Genomic DNA, 18,167 nt, shown 5'->3' with positions numbered 1-18,167 from the left:
CCCACAGACTGAAAACCCTGTTCTACGCTATCACCCGTATCCGCATGTTAATCGGCATCACGCAAAGGAGCTTGCATGGCAGGTCCACTGAACACGGGCATTTTGGGCTTGAGCCTGTTGGCGTTTCTCACCGCGTGCGGCAAAGAGGGCCCTAAGGAGCCTTTGTCCCCAAGGGTGTATGTGCAGCAGGTGAGCACTCGAGCGTTCGCTGCGCCCATTCAACTCAGCGGTGATATTCAGGCCCGGATCGAAACCCAGCTGTCATTTCGCGTGGGCGGCAAGATCATCGAGCGCAAGGTGGACGTGGGGGACCACATCCAGGCTCATCAGGTGCTCGCCCGCCTCGACCCCAAGGACCTGAAGATCCAGGTCGAAACCGCCCAGGCCAGCGTCAATGCGCAACAGGCACAAGTGGTGCAAACCCGTGCTGCATTTATTCGCCAGCAAAAGCTGCTGCCAAAAGGCTACACCAGCCAAAGCGAATACGACGCTGCCAACGCCGCCCAGCTCAGCGCCAAAAGTGCCTTGACTGCTGCCCAGGCGCAGTTGGCCAACGCCCGTGAACAATTGAGCTACAGCAATCTTGAAGCCGAGGCGCCCGGCATTATTACGGCGCGCCAGGCCGAGGTAGGCCAAGTGGTGCAGGCCACCATGCCGATATTCACCCTGGCTCGCGATGGTGCAAGGGATGCGGTGTTCAACGTGTACGAATCGCTGTTTATCGAGCCGCCCAAGGACCCCACGGTTCAGGTCACGCTCTTGAGTAATCCGGCGATCAAGGTCAACGGCCAGATCCGCGAAATCACCCCCACCGTGGCGGCACAAAGCGGCACGCTGCAAATAAAGGTGCAACTGGATGCACTGCCCAAAGGCATGGACCTGGGTTCGATTGTCAGCGTCAACCTGACCCCGCCCTCCAGCCCCAGCATTGAGTTGCCGTGGTCAGCCCTGACCAAGGACATCAGCGAGCCCGCCGTATGGATCGCCGACGAACAAAACAACGTGCGCCTGCAGCGGGTCAAGGTCGGGCGCTACCTGACCGGCAGCGTCATCGTCAGCGAAGGGCTCAAGGATGGAGAAAAAGTCGTGGTCGCAGGCGGGCAATTGCTACACCCCGGCATGAAGGTTGAAATCGTCCCCACTCCAGCCCAGGGAGTTCAACTATGAGGCGTTTGTGGATGATGCCCTTGGCCGCCGCACTGCTGGCGGGATGCTCTGAAAAACAGCCCCCCGAACCCATTCGGCCCGCACTGTATGTGGTGGCACAGCCAGAGCTGGCGCAAGATCTGGGACGCTTTGCCGGCAATATCGAAGCCCGCTACGAAAGTACCCTGGGCTTTCGTGTGCCGGGGCGCATCGTGCGCCGTTATTACGACGTGGGAACGGTGGTCAAACAGGGCGACATTCTGGCCAACCTCGACCCCACCGATCAGCAAAATCAGTTGCGTTCGGCACAGGGCGACCTGGCCAAGGTACAAGCGCAATTGATCAACGCCAAAGCCAACGCCCGCCGCCAGCAAGAGCTGTTCGACCGTGGTGTGGGCGCCCAGGCCCAACTGGACACGGCACAAGCCGACCTCAAGACCACCCAGGCCTCGGTGCAACAGGCACAGGCGGCGGTGAATCAGGCCCAGGATCAGCTCGGTTACTGCAACCTGCGCGCCGACCATGACGCCGTGATCACGCAATGGCAGGCCGAGGCCGGGCAAGTGGTAAGCATCGGCCAGGAAGTCGTCACCCTGGCGCGACCTGAAATCAAAGAGGCGGTGATCGACCTGCCGGGACCGCTGGCCGAGGCGTTGCCCAAAGGCATCGAGTTCCGCGTTGCCGGCCAGCTCGACCCGAACATCAACACCAGCGCCCATATCCGCGAAATCGCTCCACAGGCCGACAGTGCAACCCGCACACGACGCACCCGCCTGACACTGGACTCGACCCCGGCGGCGTTTCGACTTGGCAGCTCGGTCAGCGTGACCGTCAGCAGCCCGACCGCCGAGCACTTTCAACTGCCACTGACCGCCATGCAGGAAACCGACAGCCACACCCGCGTGTGGATCATCGACGCCGCAACCCAGACCGTCAGCCCCCGTGACGTTACGGTTCTGCGGCGCGATGCAAAAAGCGTGTTGTTATCTGGCGGCATCAAAACCGGCGACATGGTGGTCAGTGCAGGCGTGCATAGCCTTACCCCTGGGCAGAAAGTCAGACTCGATAAGGAAAGCTCGCAATGAATGGGAAGTTCAACCTGTCCGAGTGGGCCCTGAAACATCAGTCATTCGTCTGGTATCTGATGTTTGTGGCGGTGGTCGCCGGGATTTTCTCGTACATCAATCTGGGCCGGGCCGAAGACCCGTCCTTTGCCATCAAAACCATGGTGATCCAGACCCGCTGGCCCGGCGCCACGGTCGATGAAACCCGGTTGCAAATCACCGACCGCATCGAGAAAAAGCTCGAGGAGCTGGATTCCCTCGACTACGTGCAAAGCTATACCCGCCCTGGCGAGTCCACGGTGTTTGTGTTCCTCAAGGACACCACCAAGGCCGATGCCATCCCGAATATCTGGTACGAGGTGCGCAAGAAAATCGGCGACATTCGCGGCGACTTCCCCCAGGGCATTCAAGGCCCGGGGTTCGACGATGAGTTCGGTGATGTCTACGGCACCATCTTCGCCTTCACCGGCGACGGCTTCACCATGCGCCAGCTGCGCGATTACGTGGAGCAGGTTCGCACCGGCATTCGCGATGTACCCAATCGCGGCAAGGTGATGACCATTGGCGAGCAGGAAGAAACCTTCTACCTGGATTTTTCGACCCGCAAGCTGGCAGCGCTGGGCCTTGATCAACAGCAAATACTGGAAAGCCTGCAAGCCCAGAACGCCGTTACCCCTGCGGGGGTCATCGAAGCGGGTCCCGAACGCATGTCGGTGCGTACCTCGGGGCAGTTCCACAGTGTTGAAGACCTGGCCGCGGTGAACCTGCGGGTCAACGACCGTTTTTACCGCCTGGCCGACATCGCCGACATCACCCGGGGCTACGTTGACCCGGCGGCCCCCATGTTTCATTACAACGGCAAGCCCGCCATTGGTCTGGCAATCGCCATGATTGATGGCGGCAACATTCAGGAGTTCGGCAAGCAACTGCAGGAGCGCATCGATGAACTGACCGCAGAGTTGCCGGTGGGGGTGGGCGTACACATGGTGTCCGATCAGGCGCAGGTGGTTGAAGAAGCCGTGAGCGGCTTCACCAGTGCGCTGTTTGAAGCCGTGGTCATCGTGCTGGCGGTGAGTTTCATCAGCCTGGGCCTGCGAGCCGGCCTGGTGGTGGCGATCTCGATCCCGCTGGTACTGGCGCTGGTGTTCGTGTTTATGGAATTCACCGGCATTGCCATGCAGCGGGTGTCGCTGGGTGCACTGATCATCGCCTTGGGCCTGCTGGTGGATGACGCGATGATCACGGTGGAGATGATGATCACGCGCCTCGAACTGGGGGAAACCAAGGAGCAGGCCGCCACCTTTGCCTATCACTCCACGGCCTTCCCGATGTTGACCGGCACCCTGGTGACGGTTGCAGGTTTCGTTCCCATCGGTCTGAACAACAGCTCGGCGGGGGAATACACCTTCACCCTGTTCGCGGTGATTGCCGTGGCGATGCTGGTGTCGTGGGTGGTGGCCGTACTGTTCGCGCCAGTGCTGGGTGTGCATATCCTGAGTGCCAAGGTTAAACCCAAGTCCGAAGAACCCGGGCGCCTGGCCCGGGCTTTCAACACTGCCCTGCTGTGGTGCATGCGTAATCGCTGGTGGACCATCGGCGCCACGGTGCTGATGTTTGTGCTGTCGGTGTTCGGCATGGGGCTGGTGCAGAACCAGTTTTTCCCGGCATCCGATCGCCCCGAAATCCTGGTCGACCTGAACTTGCCGCAAAACGCTTCGATTCAGGAAACCCTCAAAGTTACCCAGCGGTTTGAAGAGTCACTCAAGGGCGATCCGGATATCGTGCGCTGGAGCTCGTACATCGGCGAAGGTGCAATCCGTTTCTACCTGCCGCTGGACCAGCAACTGCAAAACCCCTTCTACGCCCAACTGGTCATCGTCAGTACCGGACTTGATAGCCGCGACGCCTTGATGGAGCGTCTCAACAAGCGTCTGCGCGAAGAGTTCGTGGGGGTCGGCAGCTTCGTCCATACCCTGGAACTGGGGCCTCCGGTGGGGCAACCGCTGCAGTACCGGGTCAGCGGCAAAAACATCGACCTGGTGCGCAAGTATTCGATCGACCTGGCCACCGTGCTCGACGCCAACCCCAACGTCGGCGAAACCATTTTCAACTGGAACGAACCCGGCAAGGTCTTGCGCATCGATATTGCTCAGGACAAGGCCCGCCAGTTCGGACTGTCGTCCGAGGACGTGGCCCATGTGATGAACAGCATCGTCAGCGGTGCCGCCATCAGCCAGGTCAAGGACAACATCTACCTGGTCAACATCGTCGGGCGGGCCAACAGCAGTGAGCGCGGCACCCCTGAAACCCTGCTCAACCTGCAGATCACCACCCCCAGCGGCACTTCGATTCCGCTCCTGGCCTTTGCCACGGTACGTTACGAGCTGGAGCAACCGTTGATATGGAGCCGGGACCGGATCCCCACCCTGACCCTCAAGGCCTCGGTGCGTGGCTCGATGCAACCGACCGACCTGGTGGCGCAACTCAAGCCTGAGATCGACAAGTTCGCCGAAAGCCTGCCCCAGGGCTACACCTTGCAAACCGGCGGTACGGTGGAACAAAGCGCCAAGGCCCAGGGCCCGATCGCCAAGGTGGTGCCGTTGATGCTGTTCCTGATGGCCACCTTCCTGATGATCCAGCTGCAAAGCGTGAAGAAGATGTTCCTGGTGGTGAGTGTGGCGCCGCTGGGGTTGATCGGGGTGGTGCTGGCGCTGGTGCCCACCGGGACGCCGATGGGCTTTGTGGCGATTCTGGGGATTTTGGCGCTGGTGGGCATCATCGTGCGCAACTCGGTGATTCTGGTGACCCAGATCGACCAGTACGAGCGCGACGGCTATGACCCGTGGCATGCCGTGATGCAAGCCACCCAGCACCGTCGCCGACCGATCCTGCTGACTGCAGCGGCGGCCAGCCTGGGGATGATCCCGATTGCCCGCGACGTGTTCTGGGGACCAATGGCTTACGCCATGATTGGCGGCATCCTGTCGGCCACCTTACTCACGCTGCTGTTCCTGCCAGCGCTGTATGTGGCCTCGTACAAGATCAAGGAGAACAAAGAGCCGCCGCCAGCCCATGTTTGATGACCCCTGTGGGAGCGGGCTTGCCCGCGATTGAGACGGCGCGGTTTACCCGGTAAACCGCGTCATTCCTGTCGCGAGCAAGCCCGCTCCCACATGATCTGAAGCAAGGGCAATCAGCGCTGCGCTTGCCCTTGCTGCATGACCCACTGCACCACTTGCGGCATCAGCACATCACTGGCCTGGCCAAACCCTGCAACCACGCCCGGCACCAATGGATTGCTCAGGGGCTGACGTGCTTCGAACCGTTTGGAGGCAATCACACGCTGATCGCTGCTGCGAACCAGACGGGCGTTGTACTGGATCAGCACTTCAGGGCTTTTGCCGTTGTAGTGCGTCTGGAACGCCAGCAACTCTCCACCCAACTCGTAATCGGCCTGCAAGTTACTGTCGTCGGTGCTCAGGCCCTGGATTCGGCCATCCTGCAAGAAGGCATCAAGCAGACGATTGCGCATCAACACGGGTGCGGTGTCAGTCCAGCGTGCGCCCTTGTAGTTGCTGATCAGGTTGCCCTCGGGCACCACGGCGATGTTCTGGTTGTTCAGGGCGCCACTGGCCATCGGCTTGTCGAGGCGCAACGACCACTTCACCGGCGCGCTGTGACTCGCAGCCATGGGCGCTTGCGCAGCCGGCAGCCGGTACACGTCGACCATCTCGGGCTTGGGCAGTATCGAACAGGCGCTGAGCACACTCAGGCTTGTCGCAAGCACGATGGAGCCTGCCAGGCGATAGGTACGCTTCATGGAGTGAATTCCTTGTTCTGTTCGCGGCCCAGCAAGTAACCGCTTGGATTGGCTTCCAGGCGCCGCGAGATCGAGCGCAGTGTGCCGAGGGTTTCGCGCAGCTCGTTGACCGCAGGGCCCAGTTGATTCAGACCCTGCAGGCCGCTATTGAGCGAGTCCTCATTGTTGTCGATCAGCGTGTTGATGGTCGCACTGCTCTGTTCCAGCGACTTCATGGCGCGCTCTGCGCTGCTGAACATCTGCTTGCCATCGGTGCTCAGCAGGCCGTTGGCATTGCGCATCAGCGCGGTGGTCTGCTCAAGCGTGGCGCTGGCCTGCTTGCCAACCTGGGCCAGCTGTTTCAGCGTCTGGCTGATGTCGCCACGCTGACCGGCAATGGCCGTGGTGGTTTGCTCAAGGTTGTCCAGGGTCTTGCTGACGCGGCTGACGTTCTCTTCCGAGAACAGGCTGTTGGCGTTATGCAGCAGCATGTTGACGTTGGCCATCAGGTCGGAGCCGTCGGTGAGCAGGCGGGCAATCGGAGACGGAGAGGCCACGATTTCCGGCAGCTTGCCGTCCTTGCTCTTGAGGTCCGGGCTGTTCGGGTCGCCGCCACTGAGCTGGATGATCGAGGTGCCCGTCACGCCGGTCAGGGCCAGCTTGGCCTTGGTGTCGACCTTGACCGGGGTGCTGGCGGCCAGGCGGATGCGTGCCAGCACGCGGCGCGGATCCTTGTCGTCCAGTCGCAACTCAATGACGTCACCCACCTTGATGCCGTTGTATTGCACCGAACTGCCTTTGGACAGGCCGCTGACGGCTTCGTTGAACACCACTTCGTAGTCCTTGAACGTGCTGTCCATGCTCGCCTTGGCCAGCCACAGACCGAACAGCATGCCCCCGACGACGACCAGGACGCTGAACAAGCCGATCAATACATGATGGGCACGGGTTTCCATGTCATTGCTCCTTAAGCTGGGTTGCCGCTTCGTATGCGGCGCGGCCACGGGGGCCATGGAAATATTCGTGAATCCACGGGTCGTCGAAGTCTTCGACCTCGCGGATGGGTGCCGCCACCAGCACCCGTTTTTGCGACAGCACAGCCACCCGGTCCGTGATGGTGTACAGCGTGTCCAGGTCATGGGTGACCAGAAACACGCTCAGGCCCAGCGCATCGCGCAGGGTCAGAATCAGTTGGTCAAACGCCGCCGCGCCTATCGGGTCAAGCCCGGCGGTGGGCTCATCAAGAAACAGGATGTCCGGGTCCAGTGCCAGTGCCCGTGCCAGCGCGGCGCGCTTGACCATCCCCCCCGACAACGAAGAGGGGTATTTATCGGCCGCCGACAACGGTAACCCGGCCAGCGCCAGCTTGACGCACGCCAGGTGCTCGGCGTCAGGGCGGCTCAGACCCGCGTGTTCAATCAGGGGCAGGGCAATGTTTTCCATCACGGTCAGCGACGAAAACAACGCGCCACGCTGGAACAACACACCGAAGCGCCGCTCGATCAACGAGCGCTCGGCCTCTTGCAGGCTCATCAAGTCCTGACCAAACACCCGCACCTGGCCTTCAGTGGGTCGACGCAAGCCGACAATGCTGCGCAGCAGTACCGATTTACCGGTACCGGAGCCGCCAACCACTCCCAGGATTTCGCCTTTGTACACATCAAGGTCGAGGTGTTCGTGCACGCTCTGGCTGCCAAAGCGGTTGCACAGATCACGCACCTCGATCACCGCCTCGCCGGGCTTGCGCAGGGAAGTACTCACCAGCCCATCTCCATGAAGAACAACGCGGCCACGGCGTCGAGGACGATCACGATAAAGATCGATTGCACCACGCTGGACGTGGTGTGGGCACCGACCGATTCGGCGCTGCCGCTGACTTTAAAGCCTTCAAGGCAGCCCACCGCAGCGATCAGAAAGGCAAAGAACGGTGCCTTGACCATGCCCACCAAAAAGTTCTGAACGCCGATATCGGAGTGCAACAGCGAAATAAACATGTCGGGGGAAATACCCAGCGACACCACGCACACCACCGCGCCGCCGAGGATGCCCGACATCATGGCCAGGAAGGTCAGCAGCGGCAGGGCGATCAACAGGGCCAGCACCCGTGGCAGCACCAGCAAGTCCATCGGATCGAGGCCCAGGGTGCGGATTGCGTCGATTTCTTCGTTGGCTTTCATTGAGCCGATTTGCGCCGTAAAGGCACTGGCGGTACGGCCCGCCAGCAGGATGGCGGTCAGCAGCACGCCGAACTCACGCAGGAAGGAAAACGCCACCAGGTCGACGGTGAAGATCCCCGCACCAAAGCTGGCCAGCACCGTGGCCCCCAGAAATGCCACCACGGCGCCCACCATAAAGGTCAGCAGCATCACAATCGGGGCAGCGTTGAGGCCGATCTGCTCGATGTGTGCCACTACCGGCGTGATGCGCCATTGCTTGGGCCTGAACAGGTTACGCGCCAGGGTTTGCAGGATCAGGCCGATAAAGCCGAGCAATTGCAGGGTGTCTTGCCACAGCTTGTAAACCGCGCTGCCGATGCGGCTGAGCAACAGGATGGCGACGTTCTGCGGGGCGGCTTTGACCGGCACACAAAAGTCGCGCATCGAGGAATAGACCGTCTGCAACAAGGCGCGGTCTGCGGCGGGGAGTTTTTGTGCCGTGTCGGTCAACTGGCCGACCCGCTCGGCACCCAGCAACTCCACCAGCAGTGACGCACCTGCCGTATCGATACTGGTCACGTCATCCAGGTTGATAGCGGTCTGGGCGTCGTACTTGCCCATCAGTTGCTCGGTCTGTTGCTTGAGGCGGGTGTAATGGGCAAGCGTCCAGTCGCCGCTGATCAACAGCCGCGCCGGGTTACTGGAAGTGTCTAGTTGGGCATTGCCCGCCATGGCCGTAATAGTCTTAAGCTCCCAGCTAAGTACGTTTGAACACAGACCTTATGTAATAGCACAATCCTGCAAAAGTGTTTCAGTTTGCCTGAACAGGCGCAGGCGCGGATTGATCTGGGTTAACCCGAAAGCGCAAAACACCGATCAATTGCCCATCTTCAGTCAATACCCGAACTTGCCAGCGACCCACCGGGTTGGGCGGGAAATTCTGCTTGTGGGTCCAGGCGCGGTAGCCCTCTTTGCGCCCGCCCTGAATATTGAGCGCGATACGGTCGACCTCCTGGCCGTTGAGTTGCCATACGTGGTAAATCCGCTCGTTCAAACCCCGCGGCGCGTTGACCGAGGTGTAAGCGTACAGGCCACGGCCACGCAACTCGCTGACGCTGATTTCTTTAATGCTCTCGCCCGGCGTGCGGTCTTGCAGTTGTGTGGTGACCGCCACTTCGGTCATCCACAGCGTGGCAGGCGGCACCCAGGAGCGCAGCAGCCAGCCGGTGCCGCCCAGGGCCAGGACAATCAGCGGCAGCACCAGCCAGCCGCGCCAGGTCTTGAGCGGCAGGCTCACGGCCAGGCTGGGGATTGAAAGCAGCACAGCAGTGCCCAGCGCCAGCTTGTAGCTCTCGGAGGTGGTGAGGTTGAGGATGATCGGCAGCGCCGTCAGCATCGCCGCGAACAGGGCGAGGGTGTGCATCGCCAAAAACAGCCAGCGCCGGGGGGCCAGCCATTTGTAATACAGCGGGTCCGTGATGGTGATCAGGGCACACACACCCAAAAGCCCGGTAAAGACAAGCTGCCCGCTGTTCCAGGTGGTGGTGATAAAGAAAAACGGCAACACGAAAAACAGACTTTCCTGATGGATCATCTGGGTCGCATAACGTAGCAGCGGCGGGGGTATCTCGCGTTTGAATACCCGGCTGAACAGCTGGGTAAAACTGTTTTCCAGCATCAACCAGACCCAGCTCACCAGCAGGATCACGGCGATCCAGCGGGCCATGCCCTGTTGACGGTCCACCAGGATAAAACTGCCCACGCCCGAGCAAAAACCGAACGCCGCAATGAGCCCCGGATAGCGCTTCATCAACTCAAGGACGCGCTGTATGAGGAGGTTCCAGTTAGGCATTCGGCAGTTCACATTCTGTATAGGAAATATCCTCGACAGAATAGCGTTTTAGGCGCTCCGCGTCCGGGACTTCATGACACTGTGGGAACGGGCTTGCTCGCGATTGAGTCGCTGCGGTCTGTCAGGCAAACCGCGGTGAGACCATCGCGAGCAAGCCCGCTCCTACAACGCACGCTTAACGCACGCTGCTTTCGAAGCGGCTGGCGCCGGTCAGTTCCAGTACCAGCTCGTCGCCCACATTCAGCGGACCAACGCCTACTGGAGTGCCGGTCATGATGACGTCACCGGCTTGCAGCGAGAAGCACGCAGCCATGTGCTGGATCATCGGCACAATCGGGTTGAGCATCAGGGCGCTGTTGCCATCCTGGCGCACTTCACCATTGATGGTCAGGCGAATGCCGATATCGGCCAGATCAGGAAAGGTGCTGCTCTGTACGAACGGGGCCAGTACACAGGCGCCGTCGAACGACTTGGCGATTTCCCAGGGCAAACCCTTGCCCTTGAGCTCGGTCTGCTTGTCGCGCAGGGTCAAGTCCAGGCCCGGGGCAAAACCGGAGATGGCGTCCAGCACTTCTTCAGCACTTGGGTTATTCGACAGAGGCTTGCCGATCAACACCGAAATTTCTGCTTCGTAGTGCACTGAACCGCGTTCGGCTGGAATCGCGAAACCACCGTCCAGCGGTACGACACAACTGCCCGGCTTGATGAAAAGCAGGGGTTCAGACGGGATCGGGTTGTCCAGTTCCTTGGCGTGTTCGGCATAGTTGCGGCCGATGCACACCACTTTACCGATAGGAAAGTGAATCCGGGTACCGTCGACATACTGGTGCTGATAGCTCATTGACCGACTCCGCTGATGGATGCTGATTGTGTAGTCGCTAGGGTTTAAACCGCAAAAATCTTGCCTGGGTTCATGATGCCCTTCGGGTCGAACACGGCCTTGAGGGCTTTCATGTATTCGATCTCGACCGGCGAGCGGCTATAGGTCAGGTAATCACGCTTGGTCATGCCCACGCCGTGCTCGGCAGAGATCGAACCGTTGTACTTCTCAACGGTTTCAAACACCCACTTGTTCACCGTCGCGCACTTGGCGAAGAACTCGTCCTTGCTCAGGTTTTCAGGCTTGAGGATGTTCAAGTGCAGGTTGCCGTCACCGATGTGACCGAACCACACAATTTCGAAATCCGGGTAGTGTTCGCCGACGATCGCGTCAATTTCTTTCAAGAATGCCGGGACTTTCGACACAGTGACCGAAATGTCGTTTTTGTAGGGCGTCCAGTGGGAGATTGTCTCGGAGATGTACTCGCGCAGTTTCCACAGGTTCTGCAGTTGGGTTTCGCTCTGGCTCATCACACCATCAAGCACCCAGCCTTCTTCCATGCAATGTTCGAAGGTTTCCAGCGCAGCATTGGCCACTTCTTCGGTGGTCGCTTCGAATTCCAGCAGCGCGTAGAACGGGCAGTCGGTCTCGAACGGCGAAGGCACGTCGCCACGGTCCATGACTTTGGTCAGCGCCTTGTCGGAGAAGAACTCAAAAGCCGTCAGATCCAGCTTGCTCTGGAAGGCATGCAACACCGGCATGATGGAGTCGAAATCGGCTGTACCCAACACCATCGCCGTCAGGTTTTTCGGTGCGCGATCCAGGCGCATGGTGGCTTCCACCACAAAGCCCAGGGTGCCTTCAGCGCCGATGAACAGCTGGCGCATGTCGTAGCCGGTGGCGTTTTTGATCAGGTCCTTGTTCAGCTCCAGCACGTCGCCCTTGCCGGTCACGACTTTCATGCCCGCAACCCAGTTACGGGTCATACCGTAGCGAATAACCTTGATACCGCCAGCATTGGTGCCGATGTTGCCGCCAATCTGGCTGGAACCTGCAGAAGCAAAATCCACCGGGTAGTACAGGCCGTTTTCTTCGGCCAGGTTTTGCAGGTGCTCGGTAACCACACCCGGCTGGCAGACCACGGTGCGGTCGGTCAGGTTGATGTCCAGCACTTGATTCATGTAGTCGAACGACACAACCACTTCGCCATTGGCGGCCACGGCGGCGGCGGACAAACCGGTACGGCCACCCGATGGCACCAGCGCCACGTCATGGGCGTTGGCCCACAGCACGATGGCCTGCACTTGTTCAGTGGTTTTCGGGAACACAATGGCCAGCGGGGCCGGGGCGAAATGCTTGGTCCAGTCCTTGCCGTAAGCATTAAGGGAGTCGGCATCGGTCAGGACCTTGCCAGGCTCTACCAGGGTCTTCAGCTCATCAATCAAGGCAGGATGGGTCATCAACAGAACTCTCGAACAATTCATGGTCATCCTGAGAACGCTTCACGTCGCAGGAATGGGTGTTTAGCGGGGCGCTTATGCTAGCATACGACCCCCCCGCAGAATCGAGCCGTAGGACGATTCTCGGTGCCGGTCTTCACGCCGGCCAGGTCAGCTCTCGCTGTCCATTCCCTGCCATTTTTTCTCTGGGACACAGGTTTACGCAGATGAGCAAGACTTCTCTCGATAAGAGCAAGATCAAGTTCCTTCTTTTGGAAGGCGTCCACCAATCCGCTGTTGAAGTGCTCAAATCTGCCGGGTACACCAGCATTGAGTACATCACCAGTTCCTTGCCTGAAGCCCAGCTGAAGGAAAAGATCGCTGATGCCCACTTTATCGGCATCCGTTCTCGTACCCAGCTGACCGAAGAAGTGTTCGACTGCGCCAAGAAATTGGTCGCTGTTGGTTGTTTCTGCATCGGCACCAACCAGGTCGACCTCAACGCTGCTCGCGAACGCGGTATCGCTGTTTTCAACGCACCGTACTCCAACACCCGTTCGGTGGCTGAGTTGGTGCTGGCTGAAGCGATCCTGTTGTTGCGTGGCATCCCTGAGAAAAACGCTTCCTGCCACCGTGGTGGCTGGATCAAAAGCGCGGCCAACTCCTTCGAAATCCGTGGCAAGAAGCTGGGTATCGTCGGTTACGGCTCTATCGGCACTCAGCTGTCGGTACTGGCTGAAGGCCTGGGCATGCAAGTGTTCTTCTACGACACCGTGACCAAGCTGCCATTGGGCAACGCAACCCAGGTTGGCAATCTGCACGAACTGCTGGGCATGTCCGACATCGTCACCCTGCACGTTCCTGAAACCGCAGCCACCCAGTGGATGATCGGTGAGAAAGAAATCCGCGCCATCAAAAAGGGCGGGATTCTGATCAACGCCGCACGTGGCACCGTGGTTGAGCTGGATGCCCTGGCTGACGCGATCAAGGACAAGCACCTGATCGGCGCCGCCATCGACGTGTTCCCGGTTGAGCCGCGCTCCAACGACGACGTGTTCGAAAGCCCGCTGCGCGGCCTGGACAACGTGATCCTGACCCCGCACATCGGCGGTTCCACCGCTGAAGCGCAAGCCAACATCGGTCTGGAAGTGGCAGAAAAACTGGTCAAGTACAGCGACAACGGTACCTCGGTATCGTCCGTGAACTTCCCTGAAGTGGCCCTGCCGGCTCACCCTGGCAAGCACCGTCTGCTGCACATCCACGAGAACATCCCGGGTGTGATGAGCGAGATCAACAAGATCTTCGCCGAAAACGGGATCAACATCTCCGGTCAGTTCCTGCAAACCAACGAAAAAGTTGGCTATGTAGTGATCGACGTGGATGCCGAGTCTTCGGACCTGGCGCAAGAGAAGTTGCAGACCGTCAACGGCACGATCCGTTGCCGCGTTTTGTTCTAAACGTGCGTTACTAAAAAGGGAGACCCTCGGGTCTCCCTTTTTTGTGGGTCGAAAATACTTATTTCACATCAACCGTGATTTTCTTCGACACGATGCTTGGCTTGAACGGCACGTGCACCTGGTTGCCCAGCACCAGTTGCAGGGTGTGCTTGCCGGGTGGCAGGGTTACCTGGGTTTCGGTCTGGGCCTTGCCGAAGTGGATATGGTTGGCATCGGCCGGAATGGGTGCGTTCTCGGCTGGCAACTGGTCGACGTCAATCAGCAGGTGGTGGTGGCCAGCATGGGGAGTGGCTTCGGTAATAGGCGCCAAAGGCATGCCTTCGATACCGAATTTAACGGTGAACGTTTGATCAACGGTGGCACCGTCTTTAGGTTCGACGATGAAAACCTTGGCGCCTTTTGGAGCCGGTTCCGATTCCAGGCCCGCCGCAGTCGCCATGACCGAAGCGCCCATCAACACAGAAGCCAACGCAACACGAGACAGTAGAGCTTTCATTTTTTTCTCCGGTTTTTTGCAAAATTCTTCGACGCCGGACAACTTTGAGCCAATCTGTTGTCCAACGCCGCAACTGACCAACATAAAGCAAAGCGGACGCCAATTGCGAATCGCTTGCAACAAATTCCAAGGAGTGTCCATGCGTTTCCTGCCAGGCCTGATGCTTTTACTGCCATTGGCGAGCCCTTTTGCTCAAGCCGAACTGATCGACGACGTGAACGACCGAGGCGAACTGCGCATCGCCCTTGAGGCCGACATGCCCCCGTTCAGCTTCAAGCAAGACGGGCGCCTGACCGGCTTTGACGTTGAATTGGGCGAGCTGCTGGCTCAGGAACTGGAAGTGCATCCCTCCATTCTTGTGACGGACAGCAATGACCTGTTGCCGGGCGTTGAGAGCGGCAAATACGACGTTGCCATCAACCACATCGCTTTGACTCCCGAACTTCAGGATCGTTTCGACTTCAGCGAGCCTTACAGCCACCTGCAAGCGCAGACGATAGCCCGGCAGGAACCACCGCGCTCACCCAACAGCCTTGCCATGTTGCAGGGCCAGACATTAGGCGTAGTTCAGGGCAACGCGTTTGTCGACCGCGGGCCATTGGTAACCGTGGCGCAGAAAGCGCCGGTCACTGATGAGGAAGTTGCCCTGGCCATTCCCTTCCAGAAAGGCAACCCGGCGTTCCAGGCCAGCCTGGACAAGGCACTGCAGCGGATCAAGGCCGATGGCCGGCTGGAGGCCTTGTCGCAGAAATGGTTCGGGATGGGTGCAAAACAACCCTGAATACCCACTGTGGGAGCGGGCTTGCTCGCGATGGGATCGAATCGGTAATTCAGGCATACCGAGTCAACTGCATCGCGAGCAAGCCCGCTCCCAACCGATACTCAGGGTGTGCGAATCGCCTTCACATCCCCGGCTTTCACTTCACCCGCCTTGTTACCCCAACTGGTGCGGATGAAATTGACCACATCGGCCACTTCCTGATCCGACAAACGCCAGTCGAAAGCAGGCATGGTGAAGGTCGACGGCGCCGTATGCGTCGCCGGCAACGTCCCACCTTTAAGCACGATATGAATCAGCGACGTCGGGTCCGCCGACTGCAACACCGGGTTACCCGCCAGGGCAGGGAACACTCGGGTGTAGCCATGACCGTCAGTGCGATGGCAGGCCGCGCAGTTATCGATATACACCGCAGCGCCGCGCTTGCTGTCGTCACCGTTCCACAGGGCATCCGCTACCGCCGGATCGTACTGATGGGGCACGTCAGCCGGATCAACCGCAGGCAACGACTTCAAGTATCGAGCGATAGCGGTCAGATCATCCTCGGACATGTACTGCATGCTGTGCACGATCACATCACTCATGCCACCAAATACAGCACTGCGATCACTGCGCCCGGTCTTGAGGAACTGCACCAGTTGCGCCTCGCTCCAACTGCCCAGACCGTCCTTGTGGTCACCGCGCAGGTTCTTCGCGATCCAGCCTTCCAGTGGTGCGCTGCCTGACAGAAACGCCGGGCTGTCGCTGGCACTCAGGGCTTTTTCCTGCATGGTCAGTGCCCGTGGCGTGTGGCACGCACCGCAGTGCCCAAGGCCTTCCACCAGATACGCACCGCGACTTGTCACCGCGTCTTGCCCGGTTTGCGGCTTGAAGTCTTCAACCTGCGGAGCAAACAGCCAGCGCCATATCGCCAACGGCCAGCGCATGCTCAGCGGCCACGGAATATCGGCCTCCTGGTTCACTTGCTCGACAGGTTTCACGCCCTTCATAAAGTAGGCATACAACGCCTGCATATCGGCCTCATTGACCCGCGCATAGGACGGATACGGCATGGCCGGATACAAGGTGCTGCCATTTTGCGCGACGCCGTGGCGCACGGCTTTGTCGAAATCTTCAAAGCTGTAGCTGCCAATGCCGCTTTTGCCCGGCGTGATGTTGGTCGAATAAATCGTACCGATCGGGGTTTCCATCGCCAGGCCACCGGCGAACGGCTTGCCGTCCTTGGCGGTGTGGCAGGCCACACAGTCACCGGCGCGAGCCAGGTATTCACCTTGCTTGACCAACGCTTGCGGGTCACTGTCTGCAGCCACCGCCGAGAGGCTGGCGAAGAGTGTCAGGGTCGCGATAACAAATGCTTTCATGGTCATCGCTCCTTATGCCTGAACCAGTGGGCCGGGGTTTTTCAGGTACTGCTCGCGGATCGCCCGAGCCGACCAATAGGTCAACGCAGCAACCAGACCTGTCGGGTTGTATCCCAAGCCTTGCGGGAAGGCAGACGCACCCGGCACAAACACGTTGTGCACGTCCCAGCTCTGCAGGTAACGGTTCAGTGCACTGGTTTTCGGATTCGTGCCCATGATCGCGCCACCGTTAAGGTGAGTGGTCTGGTAGGAGGCCGTATTGAAGTGATCACCGACTTGCTTGCCGATCCGGGCAATGGCTTTCGGGTTCATCGCTTCGGCGATCTTGCCCATTTTCCCCATCATGAAACGGTTCATTTTGATGTCGTTTTCTTGCCAGTCGAACGTCATGCGCAGCAGCGGCTGGCCGAAGGAATCGCGATACACCGGGTCCAGATCGAGGTAGTTGCTACGGTAGGACTGATGCGCACCGTGGGCATCCATCGACACTTGGTGGGTGTAGTAATCGGCGGTTGCACGCTTCCAGGCACTGCCCCAGGCCGGGGTGCCCGGCGGGTTTGAAGTTCCGGCAATCGGCCGGCTACCCGCCTGGTTGACCCACATCGGCGAACCGCCGACAAAGCCGTGCGGCCCGTGGTCGAAGTTATCCGCATTGAAATCATCGATCGCCACGCCATTGCCGCCAGCGCCGATGAAGTTGTTGGTGTGTACGTCTTTGTCGAAGTACGCCTTGATGGTGGCCATGTTCTGGTAGGCGAAGTTTTTGCCCACCACACCTTCACCGGTTTTCGGGTCATAGGGTTTGCCAATCCCCGACAGCAGCATCAAACGCACGTTATGCAGCTGGAATGCACCCAGGATCACCAGATCGGCCGGTTGTTCGATCTCACGGCCCAGTGCATCGATGTAGGTCACACCGGTGGCTTTGCTCTTGGTGCTGTCCAGATTGACCCGGATGACATGGGCGTCAGGGCGCAGCTCAAAATTCGGCAGCGGCTTGAGCGCTGGCAGAATATTTACGTTGGGCGATGCCTTGGAGTACATGTAGCAGACATAACCACTGCAAAAGCCGCAGAAGTTGCACGGGCCCATCTGCGCGCCATAAGGGTTGGTATAAGGCCCCGAGGTGTTGGCTGACGGCAGGTTGTAAGGCTTGTAGCCCACTTCATTGGCCGCCTTCTGAAACAGCTGTGCCGAGTAGGTGTTCTTCTGCGACACCAGCGGGAAGTGATCGGAGCGATCCGCTGCATAAGGGTTGCCACCCTTGCCTTCACCGACCAATTGGCCGTTTACGGTCCAGGCCTGGCCCGACGTTCCGAAGACTTTCTCGGCGTAGTCGAAAAACGGCTCCAGCTCTTCATAGCTGACGCCGAAGTCCTGGATGGTCATGTCCTTGGGGATAAAGTTTTTACCGTAGCGCTCTTCGTAATGACTGCGCATGCGCAGCTCCATCGGATCGACCCGAAAGTGCACGCCCGACCAGTGCAAACCCGCGCCGCCCACACCGTTGCCAGGCAAAAACGCGCCCAGCTGGCGGTTGGGCAAGGCCACGTCATTGACACTATGGCGGATGGTGACGGTTTCTTTGGAGACGTCCTGAAAGAGCTTTTTACGCACGCTGTAGGTGAGCTCATCAATCACCTGTGGATAGTTACCATCCGGGTAGGTGTCCTGCATTGGGCCGCGCTCAAGGGCCACAACATTCAGGCCAGCTTCGGTCAGCTCTTTGGCCATGATCGCGCCTGTCCAACCGAAACCGACGATAACTGCATCAACTTTTTTCATAACGGTCGACATGC

Annotated in this window: 15 protein-coding genes; 5 read left to right on the top strand and 10 right to left on the bottom strand. The window is 59.4% G+C overall.

What is annotated here, in order from left to right; translation table 11 throughout:
* The first annotated feature begins 75 nt into the window (after positions 1-75).
* The 3 genes from V6P94_RS03505 to V6P94_RS03495 are packed head-to-tail and all read left to right on the top strand — an operon-like array spanning position 76 to position 5,290.
* Entirely contained in the window at positions 76-1,167 is a 1,092-nt protein-coding gene (locus tag V6P94_RS03505; RefSeq protein WP_133075014.1) for an efflux RND transporter periplasmic adaptor subunit, read from the top strand.
* Positions 1,164-2,231, top strand: a complete 1,068-nt coding sequence (locus tag V6P94_RS03500) for an efflux RND transporter periplasmic adaptor subunit (RefSeq protein WP_326398836.1) — start codon at positions 1,164-1,166, stop codon at positions 2,229-2,231. The genes V6P94_RS03505 and V6P94_RS03500 overlap by 4 nt, the downstream gene beginning before the upstream one ends.
* Positions 2,228-5,290 carry an efflux RND transporter permease subunit gene (locus V6P94_RS03495; protein WP_133075012.1) on the top strand — a complete coding sequence of 1,021 codons (3,063 nt, stop codon included), beginning with the start codon at positions 2,228-2,230 and terminating at the stop codon, positions 5,288-5,290. Before V6P94_RS03500 ends, V6P94_RS03495 begins: the two co-directional genes overlap by 4 nt.
* A gap of 113 nt (positions 5,291-5,403) precedes the next feature.
* On the opposite strand, the gene V6P94_RS03490 is transcribed toward V6P94_RS03495, so the two are convergent.
* The 7 genes from V6P94_RS03490 to V6P94_RS03460 form a co-directional block, all read right to left on the bottom strand.
* Positions 5,404-6,030 (bottom strand): ABC-type transport auxiliary lipoprotein family protein, encoded by a 627-nt coding sequence (locus tag V6P94_RS03490; protein WP_326398839.1) that lies wholly within the window; start codon positions 6,028-6,030, stop codon positions 5,404-5,406.
* Positions 6,027-6,965 (bottom strand): MlaD family protein, encoded by a 939-nt coding sequence (locus tag V6P94_RS03485; RefSeq protein WP_338649027.1) that lies wholly within the window; start codon positions 6,963-6,965, stop codon positions 6,027-6,029. Before V6P94_RS03485 ends, V6P94_RS03490 begins: the two co-directional genes overlap by 4 nt.
* Position 6,966: 1 nt before the next feature.
* Positions 6,967-7,758, bottom strand: coding sequence for an ABC transporter ATP-binding protein (locus V6P94_RS03480; RefSeq protein ID WP_405046747.1), 792 nt, complete (start codon positions 7,756-7,758; stop codon positions 6,967-6,969).
* Between the two features lie 8 nt (positions 7,759-7,766).
* Positions 7,767-8,897, bottom strand: coding sequence for an ABC transporter permease (locus tag V6P94_RS03475; RefSeq protein WP_133075008.1), 1,131 nt, complete (start codon positions 8,895-8,897; stop codon positions 7,767-7,769).
* A gap of 79 nt (positions 8,898-8,976) precedes the next feature.
* Positions 8,977-10,017 carry a DUF5924 family protein gene (locus V6P94_RS03470; protein WP_133075007.1) on the bottom strand — a complete coding sequence of 347 codons (1,041 nt, stop codon included), beginning with the start codon at positions 10,015-10,017 and terminating at the stop codon, positions 8,977-8,979.
* 175 nt (positions 10,018-10,192) lie between these two features.
* Positions 10,193-10,858 carry a fumarylacetoacetate hydrolase family protein gene (locus tag V6P94_RS03465; RefSeq protein ID WP_133075006.1) on the bottom strand — a complete coding sequence of 222 codons (666 nt, stop codon included), beginning with the start codon at positions 10,856-10,858 and terminating at the stop codon, positions 10,193-10,195.
* Positions 10,859-10,902: 44 nt separating this feature from the next.
* Positions 10,903-12,297, bottom strand: coding sequence for an FAD-binding oxidoreductase (locus V6P94_RS03460; RefSeq protein ID WP_019828298.1), 1,395 nt, complete (start codon positions 12,295-12,297; stop codon positions 10,903-10,905).
* Between the two features lie 206 nt (positions 12,298-12,503).
* Between V6P94_RS03460 and serA the strand changes: the two genes are divergently transcribed.
* Positions 12,504-13,733, top strand: coding sequence for a phosphoglycerate dehydrogenase (serA, locus tag V6P94_RS03455; RefSeq protein ID WP_133075005.1), 1,230 nt, complete (start codon positions 12,504-12,506; stop codon positions 13,731-13,733).
* Positions 13,734-13,791: 58 nt separating this feature from the next.
* Here serA and V6P94_RS03450 read toward each other — a convergent pair whose 3' ends face one another.
* Positions 13,792-14,229, bottom strand: coding sequence for a DUF4399 domain-containing protein (locus tag V6P94_RS03450; RefSeq protein WP_037032682.1), 438 nt, complete (start codon positions 14,227-14,229; stop codon positions 13,792-13,794).
* Positions 14,230-14,368: 139 nt separating this feature from the next.
* Here V6P94_RS03450 and V6P94_RS03445 point away from each other — a divergent pair, with 139 nt between their 5' ends.
* Positions 14,369-15,010: a transporter substrate-binding domain-containing protein gene (locus V6P94_RS03445; RefSeq protein WP_133075004.1), complete on the top strand. Its 642-nt coding sequence runs from the start codon at positions 14,369-14,371 to the stop codon at positions 15,008-15,010.
* A gap of 101 nt (positions 15,011-15,111) precedes the next feature.
* Here V6P94_RS03445 and V6P94_RS03440 read toward each other — a convergent pair whose 3' ends face one another.
* Both V6P94_RS03440 and V6P94_RS03435 read right to left on the bottom strand, forming a co-directional pair.
* On the bottom strand, positions 15,112-16,368 hold the full coding sequence (locus tag V6P94_RS03440; RefSeq protein WP_133075002.1) for a c-type cytochrome: 1,257 nt from the start codon (positions 16,366-16,368) through the stop codon (positions 15,112-15,114).
* A 12-nt stretch (positions 16,369-16,380) separates the two neighbouring features.
* Positions 16,381-18,165, bottom strand: coding sequence for a GMC family oxidoreductase (locus V6P94_RS03435; protein WP_133075001.1), 1,785 nt, complete (start codon positions 18,163-18,165; stop codon positions 16,381-16,383).
* Positions 18,166-18,167 lie beyond the last annotated feature (2 nt).

It is taken from the genome of Pseudomonas sp. ML2-2023-3, from assembly GCF_037055275.1.
Lineage (GTDB): Bacteria > Pseudomonadota > Gammaproteobacteria > Pseudomonadales > Pseudomonadaceae > Aquipseudomonas.
This window is presented reverse-complemented; position numbering and strand designations above follow the sequence as displayed.